The organism is Pseudoalteromonas sp. A22 (assembly GCF_018141345.1).
Classification (GTDB): Bacteria; Pseudomonadota; Gammaproteobacteria; order Enterobacterales; family Alteromonadaceae; genus Pseudoalteromonas; species Pseudoalteromonas maricaloris.
The window spans coordinates 677,347-698,142 of sequence record NZ_CP047238.1; the positions used below are offsets into that span (position 1 = coordinate 677,347).

15 protein-coding genes and 1 pseudogene are annotated in these 20,796 nt (G+C 38.6%); all 16 read left to right on the top strand.

The window, feature by feature from the left end:
- Position 1: 1 nt before the first annotated feature.
- A complete protein-coding gene (locus tag GSF04_RS07815) occupies positions 2-538 on the top strand; it encodes an acyltransferase (protein ID WP_211859193.1) in 537 nt (178 codons plus the stop codon).
- Positions 539-698: 160 nt separating this feature from the next.
- Positions 699-1,856, top strand: coding sequence for an O-antigen polymerase (locus tag GSF04_RS07820; RefSeq protein WP_211859194.1), 1,158 nt, complete (start codon positions 699-701; stop codon positions 1,854-1,856).
- A complete protein-coding gene (locus GSF04_RS07825) occupies positions 1,853-2,938 on the top strand; it encodes a glycosyltransferase (protein ID WP_211859195.1) in 1,086 nt (361 codons plus the stop codon). The genes GSF04_RS07820 and GSF04_RS07825 overlap by 4 nt, the downstream gene beginning before the upstream one ends.
- Positions 2,928-4,172 (top strand): glycosyltransferase, encoded by a 1,245-nt coding sequence (locus GSF04_RS07830; RefSeq protein ID WP_211859196.1) that lies wholly within the window; start codon positions 2,928-2,930, stop codon positions 4,170-4,172. The genes GSF04_RS07825 and GSF04_RS07830 overlap by 11 nt, the downstream gene beginning before the upstream one ends.
- 14 nt (positions 4,173-4,186) lie before the next feature.
- Positions 4,187-5,308 carry a GDP-mannose 4,6-dehydratase gene (gene gmd / locus GSF04_RS07835; protein WP_211859197.1) on the top strand — a complete coding sequence of 374 codons (1,122 nt, stop codon included), beginning with the start codon at positions 4,187-4,189 and terminating at the stop codon, positions 5,306-5,308.
- 68 nt (positions 5,309-5,376) lie between these two features.
- Positions 5,377-6,342 carry a GDP-L-fucose synthase gene (locus GSF04_RS07840; protein ID WP_211859198.1) on the top strand — a complete coding sequence of 322 codons (966 nt, stop codon included), beginning with the start codon at positions 5,377-5,379 and terminating at the stop codon, positions 6,340-6,342.
- Positions 6,343-6,352: 10 nt separating this feature from the next.
- Complete coding sequence (locus tag GSF04_RS07845) at positions 6,353-6,826, top strand: GDP-mannose mannosyl hydrolase (RefSeq protein ID WP_211859199.1); 474 nt, start codon at positions 6,353-6,355, stop codon at positions 6,824-6,826.
- Positions 6,827-6,831: 5 nt separating this feature from the next.
- Complete coding sequence (locus GSF04_RS07850; protein WP_211859200.1) at positions 6,832-8,241, top strand: mannose-1-phosphate guanylyltransferase/mannose-6-phosphate isomerase; 1,410 nt, start codon at positions 6,832-6,834, stop codon at positions 8,239-8,241.
- Positions 8,242-8,244: 3 nt separating this feature from the next.
- A pseudogene (locus GSF04_RS07855) lies at positions 8,245-9,659 on the top strand (phosphomannomutase).
- Positions 9,660-9,800: 141 nt separating this feature from the next.
- On the top strand, positions 9,801-11,237 hold the full coding sequence (locus tag GSF04_RS07860; protein WP_211859201.1) for an undecaprenyl-phosphate glucose phosphotransferase: 1,437 nt from the start codon (positions 9,801-9,803) through the stop codon (positions 11,235-11,237).
- Between the two features lie 41 nt (positions 11,238-11,278).
- Positions 11,279-12,577 (top strand): oligosaccharide flippase family protein, encoded by a 1,299-nt coding sequence (locus tag GSF04_RS07865; RefSeq protein WP_211859202.1) that lies wholly within the window; start codon positions 11,279-11,281, stop codon positions 12,575-12,577.
- A gap of 28 nt (positions 12,578-12,605) precedes the next feature.
- Complete coding sequence (locus GSF04_RS07870; protein WP_211859203.1) at positions 12,606-14,333, top strand: SLC13 family permease; 1,728 nt, start codon at positions 12,606-12,608, stop codon at positions 14,331-14,333.
- An 86-nt stretch (positions 14,334-14,419) separates the two neighbouring features.
- Positions 14,420-15,016 (top strand): adenylyl-sulfate kinase, encoded by a 597-nt coding sequence (gene cysC, locus GSF04_RS07875; protein WP_211859204.1) that lies wholly within the window; start codon positions 14,420-14,422, stop codon positions 15,014-15,016.
- 22 nt (positions 15,017-15,038) lie between these two features.
- Entirely contained in the window at positions 15,039-15,998 is a 960-nt protein-coding gene (locus GSF04_RS07880) for a DHH family phosphoesterase (protein WP_211859205.1), read from the top strand.
- A gap of 102 nt (positions 15,999-16,100) precedes the next feature.
- Positions 16,101-18,212, top strand: coding sequence for a YjbH domain-containing protein (locus GSF04_RS07885; protein ID WP_211859206.1), 2,112 nt, complete (start codon positions 16,101-16,103; stop codon positions 18,210-18,212).
- Between the two features lie 865 nt (positions 18,213-19,077).
- Entirely contained in the window at positions 19,078-20,676 is a 1,599-nt protein-coding gene (locus GSF04_RS07890; RefSeq protein WP_211859207.1) for a hypothetical protein, read from the top strand.
- Positions 20,677-20,796: the final 120 nt, after the last annotated feature.

The following is a 20,796-nucleotide window of genomic DNA, read 5'->3' on the forward strand; positions in this document are numbered from 1 at the left end:
TATGAAAAATCAAATATATTTTCTAGTATTGCGTTTTTTAAATTTTATTATTAATCTCATGTTCTTCCACTGTATTAAAAATAAACTCTTACGCTTTTTGAATGTGAAGTTATCTAGTTCAGCTACTATTAATGGTCGAGTCAGATTTTTCGGTTTTCGTGAAGTAACAGTCGGGATAAATTCTTGTATAAATTTTGGGTGCTATTTAGATAACAGGGATTCTATTAAAATCGGAGATAATGTATCTATAGCTCATGATGTCAAAATCTATACAGCTGGCCATGATTATAACAGTAATGACTTTTCTTTCGTTAAAGCGCCTGTTGAAATAGGTGATAATTCGGTGGTTTTTTCCAATGTGCTTATAATGCCTGGGGTTAAAGTGGGTAATGGTGCAGTAATACTTCCAGGGAGTGTGGTAACAAAAGATTTAATTGAGCTAGGTGTTTACGGTGGGGTCCCTGCGAAGCTATTAAGAATGAGAGCTGCTGACTCACTAAATTATGAAATTAACTATAAATACTGGTTTGCTAATTAATATGACATCCATTCTTTTAGTGATTAATTTATTTCTAATAATTTCATCTACATTTTTATTTCTTAGGTTTGTAAGAAATGTAGCTTTCATACTGCCGAATGTTTTTTTATTAATTTATTTTTTTATTGTGCCATTATCTTATTCAATCACTGGGTTTTCAATGTATGGAAATTCATATTCAGATAATGTAATTGAAGCCTATTTATTTTCAGGCTCTCTTTTTATATTTTTTTATAGTCTAGCTTTTTCTTTTTTTCAAAAATGTACATTTGGTGGCAAGGCAACCAATTTATTCAAGCTTTTTTTAGAGTCACCACTTAAATTAAATGTTAATTTATTCTTCTTAATATTAGGTTGGTTTCTAATCTCCTATTTTATTGGGGTTGCTAGAACTGGTTCCTTGCTTTATTTGTTCACTAGTTCTTCTAATGCTTTTGCTGAAATGATGGCGCTTGCAAATGGTAAATATTTTTTGATTTTTATGACTTCTGGCCTTGTTTATGGCTTGCTAGTTTTGATTATGAGAAAGTTAAATGATGAAATATCTTTCAATAAGGTATTGTTATTTACTTTGAGCTTATCTTTTTTTCATTTTTACTTCAGCACTCCAGCCACAAGAACATGGTTTTTATTATTAATGCTTTCTATAACTTTTCATTTTTACGGAGATATAAATAAACTTAGCTTTAAAAAAATAATATATATTTCTGTAAGTGCAATTGTTATGTTGCCATTACTTGTTATCCTAAATTTTATTAGGCAAGGTATGAGTATAGCCAGTGCATCATTAGAAATTAATAAGATTATGCTTAATTTTGCTCAGTTTGAAAATGCTCTTATATTAATCGATAAAATTAATTTTGATTTGGATTTTACTTACTTTAAATTCCTTTTTGCTTCTATTAGCCCTTTATCTATTGTGCCATCTGCAATTCTACCTTTTCAAAAACCAAGAGCTGACAAAGAAGCATATTTAACTGAAAATATATTTGGGGACGCCATAGATCTAAACTTTTATCAGGAAGGGTCGACCTTAACATATACAATGCCTATTTCTGGTTATGCAGACTTTGGATATTTAGGGGTAATTTTAACTGCGCTTCTTTTTGGTGTTACACTAGCTTTTTTTCTAAAATTGTTTAGGAAAGTTGGTAGTTTAAAATTGTTAATAATCTATCTAGCATTGTTTTCAAGTACTGCCATAAGATTTGGTTATGAAGGTTTGATTTCTGTCTTTTATGCATTCCTTTTGATGTATTTTATTCAGTATTTGTTTTTTAATTTAATATCTTCTTTCGTGAATATAAGAAGGGCTTGAAATTGTTTTATTTCTTTACAACACATAAAAAGTTTTTATTTCATAATGGTGGTGATGTTTACACTCGTAATTTGATATCTTTTCTTAAAGCTGAATTTGAAATTGATGTTGGGTACTTTCAACATGATCAATCTTCTAATTTGATTTGTAAATTTAAAAAGCTATGGTCCATAGTTTCATCTTTATTTAGTTATTACCCAGCTAAGGTTTGCTACTTTAAAAGGAAGATTAGTAAAAATGAAATTGAAAAAATACTACTTTATAAAGCTCTTTTTATAGATCATCTTGATTTATATTGGTTTGCGATTGAAGCAAAAAAGATAAATCCAGAGTTAAAGGTTTTTTTAGTTAATCATAACTTTGAATCTAAGCTTTATAAAAGTGGGTTATCAAGAGTGTTACGGTTCTTTTTATACTTTGATATTAAGAAGTATTTAGACTTTGAGGTGAATGCATTAGCAACCTCTGATTTCGTAATTGCTCTATCTAAACAGGATCAAAATATTTTTACTAAGTACAACAAAAATGTATTTTTACAACTTCCTCTGTTTGACTATGAAAGAAGTAAGGCGCCTATATCTAAGTCAAAATATATTCGAATTGGATGTATAGTAAACATGAATTGGTGGCCTAACGCAGAGGGAGTTAATTGGTTTTTAAATAATGTAATCCCGATAATAAATAATCAATACAAATCAAAAGTTGAATTTAACTTTTATGGGCCAAAAACTGATAAGCTCGATGTGACGAGTGGCATCGTGAATGGTCATGGTTTTGTTGAAAGCTTATCAGAGGTTTGGCTCAATAATGATATTATGATTAATCCAGTTTTCAATGGCTCGGGTATTAATATAAAAATGTGTGAATATTTATATAATAATAAACCAGTATTATCTTCTAGTTTCGTAAAAAATGCTTTCCCAGAAGAAGCTTTGTCATCTGTTGTTTTTGCTGACTCTGCAGATGAATGGGCTTCAGCTATTTGTAATTTTGTGGATGGTATAATTCCGGAGGTCTCGGAAGACACGCATTGTTTATTTTCAAGATTATCTTTTATTGAGGAATTAAAGTTTGAAAGCTAAAATTCTTTATGTCATGAGTCGAATGCCATATCCAAACTCAGGTGGACGAGAAAGAATGATACACCAGACTTTAAGGATGTTGAAGGGTAGCAATTATGATATTGATGTTTATTATTTCTCTAAAATCAAAGATAATAACCTTGAACAGAGGCTTATAAAAGAATATGGAATTCTAAATATATCACATATTCCTATTAGTAATTATTTACTTGCAATGTTCAAATCCGTTTTGTCTTCTGAACCATTTCAATTTAGCTTTTATAAGAGTAGCGCCGCAAAGACTCTTATCGATAAATCTTTTAATAATAATTATAAAGCAATTATTTTTGATATGTTGAAAACCACATCAGCTGTTTCGGAAAAAACTCTTAAGCTAGGCAAGGGTTTAGTTTTAGAAATGGATGATCTTTTATCATTAAGATATGAAAGAATGAGGGAAGCAAAAGTAGAGTCATTCTTAGGGCAATTTGATGATCATATTAACTCCAAGTTTATAAAAATGCTTTTAAGTAAATTATCTGCTTTTATTCTATCTATAGAGTCAAAAAGGATGGCTAAGTATGAAGCTCGCGCTTTAAAATATTTTGACATTGTCACTTTGACAAGCCCCAAAGAGGCGGATCGCTTAAAGCTTTTGGGAGAGACTGAAGTAATTCCTGTGCCCCCCTCTGTTAATGTTTTGGGTACAGTGAGTTGTAATGGTAAATATAAAAGTAATGATTTAGTATTTGTTGGCAACCTTTTAATGGAGCAAAATTTAGCAAGTCTAAGTTACATTATTCATAAAATTTTACCTACTATGCCTGAAGTAAAGCTGAAAGTTATTGGTAAGTATGATAGACGGGTAGTTAATTTAGTGGATTCTTCAAAACATAAAAATAACATTCTGCTTCTTGGGTTTGTATCTTCTTTAGAAGAGCACATTCTATATGGGGATGTATTATTGAGTCCAATTCTTTTTGGTAGTGGAGTGAAAACAAAGATTGTAGATGCATTAGAAATTGGTGTTCCAATTTTGACGAATGAACTGGGGATTGAAGGTCTTGATCTAGTAAGTCATGAGAATGTGTTTTTGTGTGATTCTTACAAAGATTATGCAAAATTTTACTCACTTCTTATGAATTCTTCGGATACATATGCAAAAATTGTAGAAAGTGCGTGGAAATATGCAGAAGCAAACTTAAATGAGTCTATACTTATGAAGCGATATCTTTCAGAAATAGAAAATATTTAGAGAGTATTAAATTAATGGAAATTAAAAAAGCTTTAATAACGGGAGTTACAGGGCAAGATGGATCATATTTAGCAGAATTCTTGCTTGAAAAAGGCTACGAAGTCCATGGTATTAAACGTCGTGCATCGAGCTTTAATACAGAGCGTGTAGATCATATCTATCAAGATATCCACGAAGATAACCCTAAGTTCTTTTTACACTATGGTGATTTAACAGATACATCAAATCTAACCCGTATTTTAAAAGAAGTACAGCCAGATGAGGTTTACAACTTAGGTGCCCAAAGCCATGTAGCTGTATCGTTTGAAGCGCCAGAATATACAGCAGATGTAGATGCTATTGGTACTTTACGTCTATTAGAAGCAATCCGCTTTCTTGGGTTAGAGAAAAAGACTAAATTCTATCAAGCTTCAACGTCTGAGCTTTATGGTGAGGTACAAGAGATCCCGCAAAAGGAAACTACACCTTTCCACCCTCGCTCACCTTACGCTGTCGCGAAAATGTATGCGTACTGGATTGCGGTAAATTACCGTGAGTCTTATGGTATGTATGCATGTAACGGTATTTTATTCAACCACGAATCTCCTCGTCGTGGTGAAACGTTTGTAACGCGTAAAATCACACGCGGTCTTGCGAATATCTCACAAGGTCTAGAGAAGTGTTTATATCTAGGTAATATGGATGCGCTACGTGACTGGGGTCATGCAAAAGATTATGTTCGCATGCAGTGGATGATGCTCCAGCAAGATACTCCTGAAGATTTTGTGATCGCGACAGGTAAACAAATCTCAGTAAGAGAATTTGTGTCTTTATCAGCAAAAGAGTTGGGTGTTACGCTTGAGTTCAGTGGTAAAGGTGTTGATGAAATAGCGACAGTGGTTGCGATTGAAGGTGATAACGCACAGGCACTATCAGTAGGTGATGTGATTGTGCGTGTAGATCCGCGTTATTTCCGCCCAGCAGAAGTTGAAACATTACTAGGCGACCCAACTAAAGCGAAAGAGAAGTTAGGTTGGGAGCCAGTGATTACTGTAGAAGAAATGTGTGCAGAAATGGTTCAACATGACCTAGCTAAAGCTAAGCAGCATGCATTATTAAAGTCTCACGGCTATGCTGTGAATGTTTCAGTAGAGTAATCTCAGAGCAGTAAGTTAGAAATAAAGTGATAACCCAGCTTATGCTGGGTTTTATAATGGATAAAGAAATGAGTTCTAAAACAGTTTTTATCGCAGGCCATAATGGTATGGTTGGCAGTGCAATTGTTAGAAAGTTAAAGCAATCTGATGATATTAAGGTTATTACAAAAAGCAGAGCGGAGTTAAACCTGTTGGACCAGCAGGCGGTTCGTACATTTTTTGAAGAGAATCAAATAGACCAAGTATATCTTGCTGCGGCAAAAGTGGGTGGTATTGTTGCGAACAATACTTATCCGGCAGAATTCATTTATGAGAATTTAACGATTCAAAATAATATCATCCATAGCGCGCACTTATCTGGCGTTAATGATTTACTGTTTTTAGGGTCAAGTTGTATCTACCCGAAATTTGCAGAACAACCGATGACAGAAACGGCACTTTTAACTGGTATTTTAGAACCAACTAATGAGCCTTATGCGATAGCTAAAATTGCAGGTATCAAGCTGTGCGAATCTTACAATCGTCAATATAGTCGTAATTATCGCTCTGTCATGCCAACTAATCTGTATGGAGAAAATGATAACTTCCATCCAGAAAATTCTCATGTTATTCCAGCACTTATACGTCGCTTTCATGAAGCAAAGTTAGCAGGTGATGACAAAGTGGTTGCATGGGGTACCGGCAAGCCGATGCGAGAGTTTTTGCATGTAGATGACATGGCTGCAGCATCAATCCATGTAATGAACTTAGATTCAGAAACATACAGTGCAAATACACAAGAGATGTTAAGCCATATAAATGTAGGTACAGGCGTAGACTGTACAATTAGAGAGCTTGTTGAAACCGTTGCGAAAGTAATTGGTTTTGAAGGTGCTATAGAGTTTGACGTGACTAAGCCTGACGGTACACCGCGTAAATTGATGGATGTGTCTCGTCTTAAGTCGTTGGGATGGGAATATAGTATTTCCCTAGAGGCAGGTCTAAAAGATACATATGAGTGGTTTTTAGCAAACCAAGATAATTTTAGAAAATAGAGAACATAGGATGTTTCTAGATAAAAATACGTTTTCGACAGTAATAGAAAGCGCGCCACTTGTTTCAATCGATTTGGTTATATTAGATGAGAATAACCAAGCACTGTTGGGTGAGCGGCTAAATAAACCAGCACGAGGGAATTGGTTTGTGCCTGGCGGACGGATTTTAAAAAATGAATCGCTTGCAGATGCATTTGAAAGGTTAACTAAGGAAGAGCTTGGTGAGGCATTTCCACTTTCAGAAGCTGGTCTTTTAGGGCCTTATGACCATTTTTATGATGACAATGTTTTTGGTGATGGCTTTAGCACACATTATGTTGCCATTGCTTATATCCTAAGGCTGAGCAATCCGCTAAATGACTTACCACACAATATTCAACATGGTAAATACCAATGGTTCGATATAGACAGCCTATTAAAAGATAAAAAAGTTCATAAGCATACTAAATGGTACTTTGAAGCATTACAGAATATACAGGGATAACAAATATGATACTTCCTATCATCATGGCAGGCGGCTCAGGCACGCGTTTATGGCCATTGTCACGCGGTAACTACCCAAAACAATTTTTAAAATTGCATGGTGAAAATACCATGCTGCAAGAGACTATTTTAAGATTAAATGGTCTTGAACATGCACCTGCGATGTTAATTTGTAACGAAGAACACCGTTTTATTGCTGCTGAGCAAGTTCGTCAAATAGGTGTGGCGCATAGTGGCATCTTTCTAGAGCCTGTAGGCCGTAATACCGCCCCTGCTATTGCATTAGCAGCCTTTAAAGCAGTTGAAAACAATCAAGACGCATTATTGCTCGTTTTAGCTGCTGACCATGTAATTGAGAATCAAATCGCATTCCAAGAAAGCGTGAACAAGGCAAAATTGTTAGCGGACCAAGGCAAACTAGTAACTTTTGGTATCGTTGGTAACACCCCTGAAACGGGTTATGGCTATATTAAACGTGGCGCAGAAGTTGAGCACGGTTTTGTTGTTGATAGCTTTGTTGAAAAGCCAAATATCGAGACAGCTAAACAATATATTGAGAGCGGTGACTATTACTGGAATAGCGGTATGTTCTTATTCAAGGCAAGTCGTTACCTTGAAGAGCTAAAGGCATTTCGCCCAAATATCTATGAAGCGTGTCAAAAAGCAGTGCAAGTACAAAATAGCGACATGGACTTCGTTCGCGTAGATAAAGAAGCATTTGAAGCATGCCCAGATGAATCTATTGATTATGCAGTAATGGAACAGACACAAGACGCAGTTGTGGTACCGATGGATGCAAACTGGAATGATGTAGGCGGCTTTGCAGCATTATGGGAAGTGTCTGAGCAAGATGAAAATGGCAATGCTTTCATTGGTGACGTTAAATCTGTAGATACAAAAAACACCCTAGTATTTGGTGAAGACAAGTTAGTGACAACAGTAGGTGTTGAAGACTTAGTTATCGTTAACACAAAAGATGCTGTACTAGTTGCGCACAAAGATGAGTCTCAAAAAGTAAAACAAATCGTTAGCCAATTAAAAGCGGACGAACGCTCAGAAGTCACATTCCACCGTGAAGTATATCGCCCTTGGGGTAAATACGACTCAGTAGATAACGGTGAGCGCTTCCAAGTAAAACGTATCACGGTTAAACCAGGTGCAAAACTATCTGTGCAAATGCACCACCACAGAGCAGAGCATTGGATTGTGGTTTCTGGTACTGCAAAAGTACAAATTGATGATACAGAGCAATTCGTCACTGAAAATGAATCAGTATACATTCCTATTACTGCGGTTCATGCATTAGAAAACCCAGGTAAAGTTGATCTCGAGCTTATTGAAGTTCAATCGGGCTCTTATTTGGGGGAAGATGATATTGTGCGCTTTGAAGACCGCTACGGAAGAGTGAAAGGTTAAGTAATGAATACAAAGTCAGTAATTCAAACAAGTGGTATTGCATTTGGTACCAGTGGTGCTAGGGGTCTCGTTGTCGACTTTACACCAGAAGTGTGTGCAGCCTTTTCAATTGCATTTGCTCAGAGCATTAAAGGTGAGTTCGCATTTAATAAAGTGGCCATTGCGATAGATAACCGACCAAGCAGTTTTGATATCGCTAAAGCCTGCGCAGCAGGTTTAAAACAACTTAATATAGAGGTTGTTTATTATGGTGTGGTACCAACACCAGCACTTGCTTATACAGCGATGCAAGACAATATGCCTTGCATTATGGTTACAGGTAGCCACATTCCATTTGACAGAAATGGTTTAAAGTTCTACCGCCCCGATGGTGAAATCACCAAACAAGATGAACAAGCTATTCTTTCTACTGATTTTAATTTTTTTGAATTGAATCTAGCCGATATCAGTTTACCAACAAGTGATAAAGCAAAAAATGCTTACACCGCTCGATATACAAATCTATTTGATAGCGAGATACTAGCTGGTAAAAGAGTGGGTATTTATGAGCACTCGAGTGCGGGTAGAGATATTTATAAATCACTCTTCGAGCAACTGGGTGCAGAAGTTATTTGTCTGGGGCGTAGTGACGAGTTTATCCCAATCGATACCGAAGCTGTATCTGATGAAGATAAACAAAGAGCCAAAGAGTGGGTAAGTAAATACCACTTAGATATGTTGTTCTCAACTGATGGTGACGGTGACAGGCCGCTAGTTGCAGGTGAAAACGGTGAGTGGTTAAGAGGTGATATTTTAGGCCTGCTTTGTAGTCAAGCACTTTCAATTGAAGCGCTTGCAACACCTGTTAGCTGTAATACAGCCATTGAGTTGTCAGGTAGCTTTAAAACAGTGAGCAGAACAAAAATTGGCTCGCCATATGTCATAGAAGCCTTTGCAGAGTTAGACAAAACTTACGCGAGAGTAGCGGGTTTTGAAGCAAATGGTGGTTATTTACTGGCGAGTGACTTTGAATTTAATGGTAAAGCACTTAAAGCGCTGCCAACAAGAGACGCGGTATTGCCTGCGCTGATTGTAGCAACAATGGGTAACAGCATAGCAAGCTTGCTAATAGGCTTACCACAACGTTTTACTGCAAGTGATAGGCTAAAAGATTTTGCGACAGAGAATAGTAAAACATTAATTGCCGAGCTAAGTGCAAATCCAAATATACTGCTAGCCAAGCTGGGGCTGGGGGAGCTCAGTTAATCTGTACTACAGATGGGTTGAGGCTCTGTGCAGAGAATGGAGGTATTGTGCATTTGAGGCCTTCAGGGAACGCTCCTGAGCTGAGATGTTACGCAGAATCGACTTCTGAAAAAGAAGCAATTGTGTTGGTTGACGGAGCTTTAAAATATGTAAGATCAAGAATAAATTACTAAAGAATAATAGTATTCGCTGAAGGTGCCCCCTTCAATCATAGATAAATTGTAGTAAAGGAACTATCTTCTACTATATTTTCTGTTTTACTTTATGTTTAAGTAAAATAATAGGCAATCAAGCAAGAAGGCTAGCTAGGTTCCATGGTTAACTTCTATTCCATTGGTGGATCAGAGATTTGCGCAAAAATGAATAAAGGTATTTTGCAAAATAATTCAACTGTAATCGCATTTGTTCAGCGAGTATTAGATATTGTAATAATAGTAAGCTGCCTATGGGTAGCTGTCACTCTTGAAGGTTTACCTTGGCTAATTCAGCATACTACCGCCGCTTTACTTGCCGTTTTTTTGTTTCACTTTACCAGTGAGTTAGATGAGCTCTATATTTCATGGCGAGGCTTATCAATTATCAAAGAGCTTAAGAAGGTGGTTTCTCATTGGTGTGTGTGTGTGGCAATCTTATTTTTAAGCGTTTACTTCTTAGCGCCCCAGTATCTTGAACCTGCAGGACTACAACTCAGTTGGTTTGTACTTGTAATCCTGAGCCTCTCTACATACAGGGTAGTTTTGCGCTTATTATTGAGGTTATTAAGAGCCCAGGGAATCAACACTCGAACTGTTATTATCGCTGGCGCGGGACACTTAGGACAGAAATTAGCAAATACTATTGTTACGCACTCTAGTTTTGGTTTGGTTTTCAGCGGGTATTATGACGATAATCTCTCGGAGGACAATATTGTAGCTGCTCAAACGCTAGGTAACTTGGAGCTACTTGTTAAAGATTGTAAAGAGGGGGGGGTTGACCGTGTTTATATTGCCTTGCCCCCACATGCTTATGAAAGAAGAAACTGGTTGGTCAAAGAGTTGTCTGATAGCACCGCAAGTGTTTATATTGTACCTGATATTTACACTTACCAGTTGCTTCATGCGAGAAGTGATTCAATCGTTGGCATTCCTACCATAAGTATTTATGACTCTCCTATTGATGGTAGCAATGCCATTATTAAACGTATTGAAGACATTGTACTCTCTATGCTTATTTTAATACTTATATCACCTGTTTTATTCGGTTTAGCGCTTGCGGTTAAGTTTACCTCTAAAGGTCCAATATTCTTTAAGCAAAATCGTTATGGAGTTGATGGTAAACCCATAAAAGTCTGGAAGTTTCGTTCAATGAATGTAATGGAAGACGGCGCTAAAGTGACTCAAGCAACCAAAAACGATGAGCGTTTTACCCCTATAGGTCAATTTATTCGCAAAACCAGTTTAGATGAGTTGCCTCAGTTTATAAACGTACTCCAAGGTAGTATGTCAATTGTAGGGCCAAGGCCCCATGCTGTTGCCCATAACGAAGAATATCGTAAACTGGTCGATGGTTATATGCTACGGCATAAGGTAAAACCAGGCATCACTGGTTGGGCACAAATTAACGGTTGGCGCGGAGAAACCGATACACTAGATAAGATGGAAAAGCGCATAGAGTTTGACCTTGAGTACATCCGTAACTGGTCCTTATTGCTTGATTTGAAAATAGTGTTCTTAACTATATTCAAAGGTTTTGTAAACAAAAACGCGTATTGATAACTTGGCAACGGGCAGCGGGGCGGATAAATGAGAAGTACATGCTTACCAACTTAAAATCTATTTTTAGTAATGCCGAACATCTCCACACGGCTATTAACGCAGCTTTAGCTTTGATTATTCGTATTGTAGGTGCATGTACTGCATTTCTGTTTAATTTAATCATTGCAAAACAGTTAGGTGCAGAGCAAGCAGGTTATTTTTTCCTGGGCTTTTCATATGTGATGCTGTTATCAGCAATAGCAAACCTTGGCTTTGAAAATACTATATTACGTTTTACTTCATCAAATGCTTGCTTTGGTCATACAGTCCGAGCAATTTTGAATTTTTCTCTGAAGTATGTTGTCGCGGTTTCAGGTGTACTTTCGGTAATAAGCTTCCTTTTGGCACCATGGCTCTCAATAGTTGTGTTTAAAAAGCCTGAGTTTAGTGAAACACTGCAATATATAACGCCAGCGATAATTGGGCTAAGTTTTGTGCTTTTAATAGCAATGAGTTTGCAAGCTCGTCATAAATTGATTGCAAGTATCTCCTGTCAAAACATAGCTCATTTTATGCTGTGTGGTGCGGCGGTTATTGTGCTTTCTGTAAAATCAGCCAGTACCGCAGCACTTTATTTGAGTTTATCGCTAGGAGTAACCTCCTGCTTTTTTTACTGGATTAGCATAAAAAGCTTGAATAATAATGGCGAAAAGCCTGAACCTAAAGAGTTGTGGCACAGTGCGAGACCTAACTGGGTGATTATAATAATGAGTCAGTCAGCTCAATGGGCTACACCAATAATTATTGGAATCCACTTAGTCTCTGAGCAAGTTGCATATTTTAGCATAGCTCAGCGTATCGCACTTTTAACTTCATTTATTCTAATGGCAGTAAACTTGGTTGTTGCACCAAAATTCTCCATGCTTCATGCTAAGGGCGATAATGTTGGTATTCGTAAAACTGCTTTGTTTTCGGTGCGGTTATTGGTATTAAGTGCATTACCCATAGTGCTATTTATGTTGGTATTCCCGGAGTTTTTAATGGGTTTGTTTGGCGAAGAGTTCAAAAAAGGGGCCGCTATTTTACAAATACTAGTATTGGGGCAAGCCGTTAATGTTGTAACAGGTTCAGTTGGCTTTTTATTGCAAATGACTGGTCATGAGCGCGATATGCGTTTGGTCACACTTATTAGCGGTTTTGGTGTTTTAATTAGCGTGCCTATTTTGACTAAATTATTTGGTTCTATAGGTGCCGCAGGGGCTACGGCATTTTTTATTAGCTTGCAAAACCTATTAGCTGTTTATTTTGTTAAAAAAAGATTGGGTTTCAATACCTTAAAGTGTTGGCAGAAGGTTTGAGTTGTAGGTTAGGAATAAGGATGTTTGCATGGCTTTAGAACAATGGTTGATGGTGGCTATTTTTTTATCAACCATTGTGGGGTTAATTAAATATCAATACTTTCCTGAACGAGTATTTGCAGCTGCGAGCTTAACCTGCTTTGCCACTTCATTAGTATCTACCGAACAATTACTTGCAAATGCCGTCAATCCTGGTTTAGTTACTTTGCTGTTACTTGTGGTGTGTGCATTTGCTTTTGAACGCACTGGTTTTTTGCGTAGGCTTGCCAATGTGCTTTTCAATGGTTCGGTAGTTAAATCCTACGTACGTACTCTACTGGCCACAGTGCTGGCATCTGGTTTTTTAAATAATACTGCGGTGATAGCTACGCTTATTAGCCCAGTTAAAAACAACAAACTAATAGCCCCGAATAAACTATTATTGCCGTTGTCGTATGCCGCTATTTTGGGCGGAACATTAACACTCATTGGCACATCTACTAACTTGATCGTTAACTCAATGCTGATTGAGCGAGGTGTTGATGGGTTTGCTTTTTTTGACTTTCTTCCCATCGGTCTCACCGCTGTTGCTGCCTGCATGGTGGTTATTGGATTTACCGTCAAGCGCTTAAATGGCAAAGTTAACGATTTTGCTGAGGTGGCCGACTATTTTGTAGAAGCACAAGTTAATAAAGGTTCAGCGCTCATTGGTAAAACAATAGAGCAAAATGGTCTAAGAAGCTTAGAGTCATTGTTTTTAGTAGAGATTGTAAGAGAGAGTAAGTTGATATCTCCGGTTACTCCTTCGCATATTATCCGCGAAGGCGATAAGCTTATTTTTTCAGGAGATATCACTAAAATTTTAGTGCTGCAGCAGTTTGAAGGGTTAACACTATTTGCAGAAAAAGACGGGTTGCTTCGTGAAAACCTAACCGAAGTGGTCGTTAAACCTGGTGCTGCGGTAGTGGGAAAAACATTAAAGACGGCTGGTTTTAGGGCCCGATTTGATGCTGCTGTCGTTGCGATTAGACGAGAAGGTGAAAAGCTTTCAGGCAAGTTAGGTGAGGTGTCGATTCAGGCTGGAGACTTTTTAGTTTTGGCCGTGGGTCCTGATTTTGCTAAGCGTACTAATCTTACTAAAAACTTCTTTATACTCAATGGTGTAAAAGCAGAGAATATGCTCTCAGGCATAAAAGAACGGATTGTTACTTGGGGGTTTGTTGTTACTCTTGGGGGAGCATTAGTACTAAACGTAAGTCTATTAAAGTGCTTTATTTTTTATTTAGCGATACTAATAGCGAGCAGATGCTTATCTCTTAATGAAATAAAGCGCCGATTCCCTCTTGAATTGTGGCTAATAGTAATGAGTGCTCTTACCTTAGCAACAGCTTTAGATAACACGGGAATTGCTTTGTTAATAGCTGAGCAGTTTAAGTCTCTTTTATCTGAACAAAGCGCATATGTGGCTTTTATTGGTGTTTTTATTCTCACGCTGTTGTTTACAGAGCTAATTACCAATAATGCAGCTGCTGCATTAACATTTCCTATTGCCTTTGCTATAGCTCAGGGATTGGAAGTCAGCTATTTACCATTTGTATTGGCAGTAGTATTTGCTGCCAGCGGTAGTTTTATGAGCCCTTATGGCTACCAAACAAATTTAATGGTTTACAATGCCGGAAACTATAAATTAAAGGACTTCGTGCTGTTTGGCCTACCTGTCTCTATCACATACAGTGTGGTTGTACTGGCTTTAATTCCTATATTCTTTCCATTCTAGGGGAAGAATATAGGCAATATTAATGAGTCACAGTTGCGAAGTTGTAATTAAATATCATTTCAAAGAAGCTAGAATCTGGAAAAGCGATGACAGAAAATATTGTATGGCACTCTCAGACTGTATCAAAAGCACAAAAACAGGCACATAAAGGACATAAACCTGTATTGCTATGGTATACCGGGCTCAGTGGCTCTGGTAAATCAACAATTGCCAATGCAGTAGAGGCTAGATTATTTGAGTTAGGGTGCCACACTTATCTTCTTGATGGCGATAATGTGCGCTTAGGATTAAACAAAGGGTTGACTTTTAGCGATGACGATAGGGTTGAAAATATTCGCCGGATCAGCGAAGTAGCGAAGCTTTTTGTCGATGCTGGAGTGATTGTCTCTACTGCGTTTATCTCACCATTTAAACAAGACAGAGAGCAGGCGCGTAAGCTTATGGAAGAAGGTGAGTTTATTGAGGTGTTTGTCGATACTCCTTTAGAGGTTTGCGAGAGCCGCGATCCAAAAGGGCTTTATAAAAAAGCGAGAGCAGGCGAAATACCAAACTTTACCGGCATTGATTCGATATTTGATATACCAACAAGGCCTGAACTGCATTTAAAAACAGCAGAGCAAAGTGTTAAACAATGCGCAGAGCAAGTTATAAAGTACTTACAACAACAGCAGATTATTACTTAAACTTTTCAAGCTAAGAGCATATATGTACTACGATATATTTAATGGCGATGCCGACGGCATTATTGCGCTGTTACAGCTCCAACTGGCGAATCCTGTCGACAGTATAAAGATCACGGGAGTAAAGCGTGATATTGAACTAATGAAAAAAATAACGCCAAAGGAAGGTGACAATATTCGTGTGCTAGATGTATCTATGGAGAAAAATAAGCCGGACCTCTACCATGCGTTGTCTGTTGGTGCTCGTGTTATGTATGTAGATCATCATAGGGCTGGTACAGTTCCTGAACATTGTAACCTGTTTGCTCATATCAACCTGGATCCTGATGTATGCACGAGCTTAATTGTAAGCGATATATTAAATAGGCGCTTTCATTTATGGGCTATCACTGCAGCATACGGCGATAATTTAATTAGCAAAGCTAATAGAGAAGCTGATACTTTGGGTTTAACAGAGCAAGAAAAGTCTAACCTAAAAGCGCTTGGCACTTACATTAATTACAATGGTTATGGTAGCGAGATAACAGACTTGCATTTTCATCCTGTAGCATTATTTAACGCTTTACTGCCATATACATCCCCCTTCGAGCTAATTGCAGATAAACAGTCAGTCTATTATCAACTTGAAAGAGCCTATAAGGCTGACATGCTAAGCGCAGAGTCAGCACAAGTACTTCATGAATGCCATTTTACTAAAGTGATTCTATTAGACGACAAAGCTTGGTCTCGACGAGTAAGCGGTGTACTAGGCAATGAACTCGCGAATAAAACACCGAACAAAGCGCATGCTGTTATCACATATAACAATAAAGGTAGTTACACTGTTAGTGTGAGAGCGCCATTAAGTAACAAACAAGGGGCAGCCCATGTATGCAGCCAATTTACAACCGGTGGTGGCCGTGAGGCCGCAGCTGGTATAAATGAGTTGAAAGCGGAGCAATTAGACCTTTTTATAGAAATACTTGTAGGCTATTACAAAACCTAATCATTTACTAACGTATCTTCATCTGTGTTAGTCTAAGCCAACTTACATAGCCAAGCTTTATTTGGCGATAAAATTACAAAAACTCTTATGTGGACTAGGGATATGCTTAAATCGAACTTTATTATGCTAGGCAGCTTATCAATGTGTTGCTTGCCTGCAGTGGCTAGTGAGCGTCTAGATTCTTTTCAGTCTTTTGCTGGGTATACTGGCTTATTCAATACACCAACTGCAGAAGTATTAGAGAAGGGTCACGTAGATCTTGGTTACAATAATCAGCTTTTTGATAACAGTCGTACCTTTGTTGATGGCCATAACTTTATTTTCTCCGCTGGCCTATTTGATGGTCTTGAGGTGAGTGGTTTAATTGCTACTAATACAATGCATGAAAACCTGTTTTCTAAAGGAAGTGGACAGATCAGGGATCTGTCATTTAATTTAAAGTATCAAATTCCCTACATCCCAAAAGGTTGGTTTGATTTAGCTGTTGGTGCAAAAGATTTAGGGGGGGCCGTTAATTTCTATGAAACTTATTACATTGCAGGTTCTAAGAAGTGGCGTAATTTTAGGTTTTCTGCCGGGGTTGCAGCAAGTGATAGATTAAATGGTCAGATGGATGGTGTTTTTGCTGGTATAGAATGGCAGCCACTGGACTGGTTTGCATTGCAGGTTGAGCATGATGCGGATGCAGTGAATGCGGGCTTACGTTTAACTGTACCTAAGGAGTGGATTTACGATGTAGGTACACTCACGTTAACCAGCAAGTTTTACAGTAATACTGATCATGCAGAAAAGGATACCTTTTGGGGAATAAACTTTTCTATGCCGCTTTTTGAGCAGGCAAAGCTGAACGACCCTACGGAAGCTGCACCAGCGCCGATTTTAGATAACCATAAAAAGCGTGAGGCTGCGTTTGAAGCGCACTATCAACAGCAACGAGAATTGGCTCAAAAGCCGCTAGAAGAAGCTAAGCAAGAAGTAACTGAGCGTGATGAATACAGAAAGTCACTTACACTACAAACTCGGGAGCTTAAAAATGCGCTAATCGACGATGGTTTAGAGGCGATTAGTGTGGGCTTTAATCGCGACCCGCATATTGTTGTAAGTTTTGAGAACTATGTCTTTAATCGTAATGATATAGACGCTATTGGTCTTGTGCTAGGTCGTATTGCTGAACATATAGATGAGCCTGAGGCTAAATATACGATTCAGTTATTAAACCGTGGTATTCCAATGCTTTCTGTGCGTGGTGATATCGATAATTACCGTGAGTTTATCAATACTAGCAGTACGCCAGATATGGATATTCGTCGCGGTGAAATGGATCCGATTGGCAGTGTGTCTTGGGTGGGAATGCCTAAGGCCAACAGTCCATACTTTAAGCCTCGTGTAACTATAGGGCCATCACTAGACTCACACTTCGCGACTGAAGTTGGAGTTTATGACTTCTCACTCGCAATTCGAGCCGATGTAGAGTTGCCCATGTGGTATGGTGGCGGTGTAAGTATTAGTGCTGAGACTGAAGTTGCGAAAACCAGTGATTATGAGAATGGTAAAGCATATGGGCGCTTTGCAAAAGACAGTGGCGTTACGCAAGCGACAATCTATCAAACGTTAGATTTACCGTATGGAATTTATAACCAAACTCACATTGGTTTCTTCAAAGAGTTTAACGACTATACCGGTATTAAAAATGAAACGACTTGGCTTAGTGAGAACGGTCGTCACCAGCTTAATGCTGAAATTGGCTATTTAGAATATGATGACTACGACTTAGATAGAGACTATCAAACTTTGTCTTATCGCTATAACTGGGTTGAGCAGGATGTGAGTTTTCATGCAACGGCAGGTCGGTTCTTTTATGAAGATAGTGGTGTAAAACTAGAAACTCGCTTCTGGTTTGGCGATAGCTATATCTCAGTATTTGCCCAAGATACCGATGTACAAGTCGCAGGTATTGCATTTAGCATCCCACTTACTCCACGTAAAGATATGGTACCGATCCGTTATGGCCAGATAAAAGGGAGTGAAGCATGGCGTCATGAGGTAAGTACACGTATTGGTGATACGTTGAATTACTTGGCTATTGGACGAGCTCATTCAGTTAAAACGCCTGTGAATTTGGATAAGACATTCCTTAATCAAGGACGCTTGTCGAGTAGTTATATTTACAGCAATTTGGCAAGATTAAGAGAAGCTTACCTAACTTACAGATAACAGTAGTTGCGGCTTTGTGTCGCGATGCTCCTGTCGCGGGATAAACCCGCTGCTACGGGAGCGGTGTTTCGGTGCTTTTGTCGCGGGGTAAACCCGCTGCTACGGGAGCGGTGTTTCGATGCACTTGCCGTAGGCTTATGGATTTGTAGCAACGACTTTACATCGCGATGCTCCTGTCGCGGGATAAACTCGCTGCTACGGGAGAGATGCTTCGATGCTCCTGTCGCGGGGTTATGTATTTGTAGCAGCGACTTTATGTCGCGATGCTCTGTCGCGGGATAAACCCGCTGCTACGGGAGTGGTGTTTCGGTGCTTTTGTCGCGATTCTCTTGTCGCGGGGTAAACCCGCTGCTACGAGAGTAGTGTTTCGATGTTTTTTGTCGCAAGGTTATGTATTTGTAGCAGCGACTTTATGTCGCGATTCTCTTGTTGCGATGCTCTCGTCGCGGGATAAACCCGCAGCTACTAAAATCTGCGGGAATCATACAGCCATCTCACTCTTACTCTTAAATTCATATACCTTGTTAATAAATAAGCACTATATTGAAACTTTTTGCTATAAATTTGACTTCATTCATTGTCTATTTAGTGTTCTAAAGGTATCCTAATTTCAACTTATTACAGGCGGTTGGAACTACCGCTTTTCTGTGATAAATTAAGGCAGCTAACTCCGACTATATGGTTGTTTTTCCGCTAGATTGGTAGAATAACTGAGTTGGCTTTAGTCAGGGAGCGACTTAGTTCCTGTCTGTCTTATTAAATGATTTAAAACTTAAGCTTATATTGCTCTCTCGCAATATGGCTTTTTTTATGAGTTAACGCGTCAAATCGACGTAAGTTAACAGAAGGAAAACAAGGACTAATCATGATTGCAAATAAAAAATCTCTTCTTGCGCTCTCTGTAGCGTCTGCGCTAACGCTTTCTGGCTGTTTTAGCGATGATGACAACAACGTAACTATCACGCCTCCACCAGAGCCTACTGATCCAGTGATCGTTGCACCTGAGACTCCAGATGCGCTAGCACTAGTTGTAAACGGTAACGTTGTTAATGCAGACTTCGACGCGATCAAAGCGCAAGTAACTCTGCTTGAAAACGGTGAACTAAGTGCAAACACTGTTGACGTAAATGGCACTGCAGTAAACGTGATTGACGCAACTGAAGGTGACTTTACTTTCACACTGAAAGAAGGCGCTGCCGTCGATTCAATTACTGTTAACGTAACAGCTGAAGGTTATGTATCTAAGAGCTTTATTGTTGATTTAACACTTGCGGAAGGCGAGTCAGTAGTTCCTGCTCAACTAGAGCTTGTTTCTAAAAATGCAGAAGGCCTAGCTGATAAAGTGGTAGAAGCTTCTGTAACTGATGCGACGACTGCTGAAGTAATCACAGCAAAAGCTGAATCTGGTAAAGCAGGTGCTGACGTAGCGGTTCCTGCAAATACCCAGCTACTTGATGCAAACAACAACCCAGTGTCAGGTTCTACAATTTCACTAAATGTTACTGCTGCTGATAGCACATCAGCAAGTGCGGGTGCAATTCTTCCTGAAGGTCTTAACGCGGCAGGTGCTGCAGAAGTTAAAACACCAGTTGCTGTAACTAACATCGTAATGACTGACGATGCTGGTAACAAAATCAAGAAGTTCAGCAAGCCTATCGAAGTAACAATGGCAATTCCAGCTACAACTACACTAAGTAGCGGTGAAGCTGTTAAAACAGGTGATGAACTAACGCTAACTTCTCACAACGAAGATACAGGTGTTTGGTCTACTGAGACAAACAAAGTAACTATTGGTGCATTAAATGAAGCAAACGGCACATACGCTGGTTCATTCATGACTGACCACCTTACGTTCTTCTCTGCGGTAGATACATTCGACGCATGTCAATCAGACATCAATGTAACGTTCTCTGGCGATGCAATCCCTGCTAACGGTTTAACTGTTAAGATGGAATCTAGCGACTATAAAGCTTCTGTACAAGCAAAAGCAGGTTCTACATCACAAACTGTTATTTCTGCAAACAAGGCATCACAAAAAGGCATTGCTGCTGATGCAACTGCACGTGTAACTGTTAAAGACAAAAACGGTAACACATGGTTCGATAGCGAAACTGAAGTGTCAGTTTGTGGTAACGTAAACGTTGCGCTAGCTAACCCTGTTACACTTGTTGCTGAGTCATTAGCAGTAACCGCTGTTTGTGAAAACGACAACACAGTAACTACACCTCTAACGGGTGCTGTAGTTAAATACCGTCTAGAAAACAAAGGCTTTGAATCAGCTGCTGGTACTGGTGGTACATACGAGCTAACAGACCTAGTAGAAGCTTCTTCATATGAAGTACGCGTTGTACCACGTGGTGCTAAGTTTGCGGGTCTAGGTGCTCAAAACTTTACTATCACTGCTGATGGTACTGATGAGACAGCTGAAATCACTGTAGCATGTGACGAAGTAACTGGTTCTTAATAACTATCGACTAAGGTTTGCCTTCATTAAGGTAATTTACGTCTTAGTAAGATTAAAAAGCCGCTTAAATGCGGCTTTTTTGTGTTTGTTTCTTATTCAGTGGTTTCTTTTAAAAGGCGT

Excerpts from the sequence above, each read along its gene's own strand:
- GSF04_RS07815 (WP_211859193.1), top strand. The coding sequence starts at position 2 with ATGAAAAATCAAATATATTTTCTAGTATTGCGTTTTTTAAATTTTATT.
- GSF04_RS07840 (WP_211859198.1), top strand. The coding sequence starts at position 5,377 with ATGAGTTCTAAAACAGTTTTTATCGCAGGCCATAATGGTATGGTTGGC.
- gmd (WP_211859197.1), top strand. The coding sequence starts at position 4,187 with ATGGAAATTAAAAAAGCTTTAATAACGGGAGTTACAGGGCAAGATGGA.
- GSF04_RS07870 (WP_211859203.1), top strand. The coding sequence starts at position 12,606 with ATGGCTTTAGAACAATGGTTGATGGTGGCTATTTTTTTATCAACCATT.
- GSF04_RS07850 (WP_211859200.1), top strand. The coding sequence starts at position 6,832 with ATGATACTTCCTATCATCATGGCAGGCGGCTCAGGCACGCGTTTATGG.
- GSF04_RS07860 (WP_211859201.1), top strand. The coding sequence starts at position 9,801 with ATGGTTAACTTCTATTCCATTGGTGGATCAGAGATTTGCGCAAAAATG.
- GSF04_RS07820 (WP_211859194.1), top strand. The coding sequence starts at position 699 with ATGTATGGAAATTCATATTCAGATAATGTAATTGAAGCCTATTTATTT.
- GSF04_RS07890 (WP_211859207.1), top strand. The coding sequence starts at position 19,078 with ATGATTGCAAATAAAAAATCTCTTCTTGCGCTCTCTGTAGCGTCTGCG.
- GSF04_RS07865 (WP_211859202.1), top strand. The coding sequence starts at position 11,279 with ATGCTTACCAACTTAAAATCTATTTTTAGTAATGCCGAACATCTCCAC.
- GSF04_RS07880 (WP_211859205.1), top strand. The coding sequence starts at position 15,039 with ATGTACTACGATATATTTAATGGCGATGCCGACGGCATTATTGCGCTG.
- GSF04_RS07845 (WP_211859199.1), top strand. The coding sequence starts at position 6,353 with ATGTTTCTAGATAAAAATACGTTTTCGACAGTAATAGAAAGCGCGCCA.
- GSF04_RS07885 (WP_211859206.1), top strand. The coding sequence starts at position 16,101 with ATGCTTAAATCGAACTTTATTATGCTAGGCAGCTTATCAATGTGTTGC.
- cysC (WP_211859204.1), top strand. The coding sequence starts at position 14,420 with ATGACAGAAAATATTGTATGGCACTCTCAGACTGTATCAAAAGCACAA.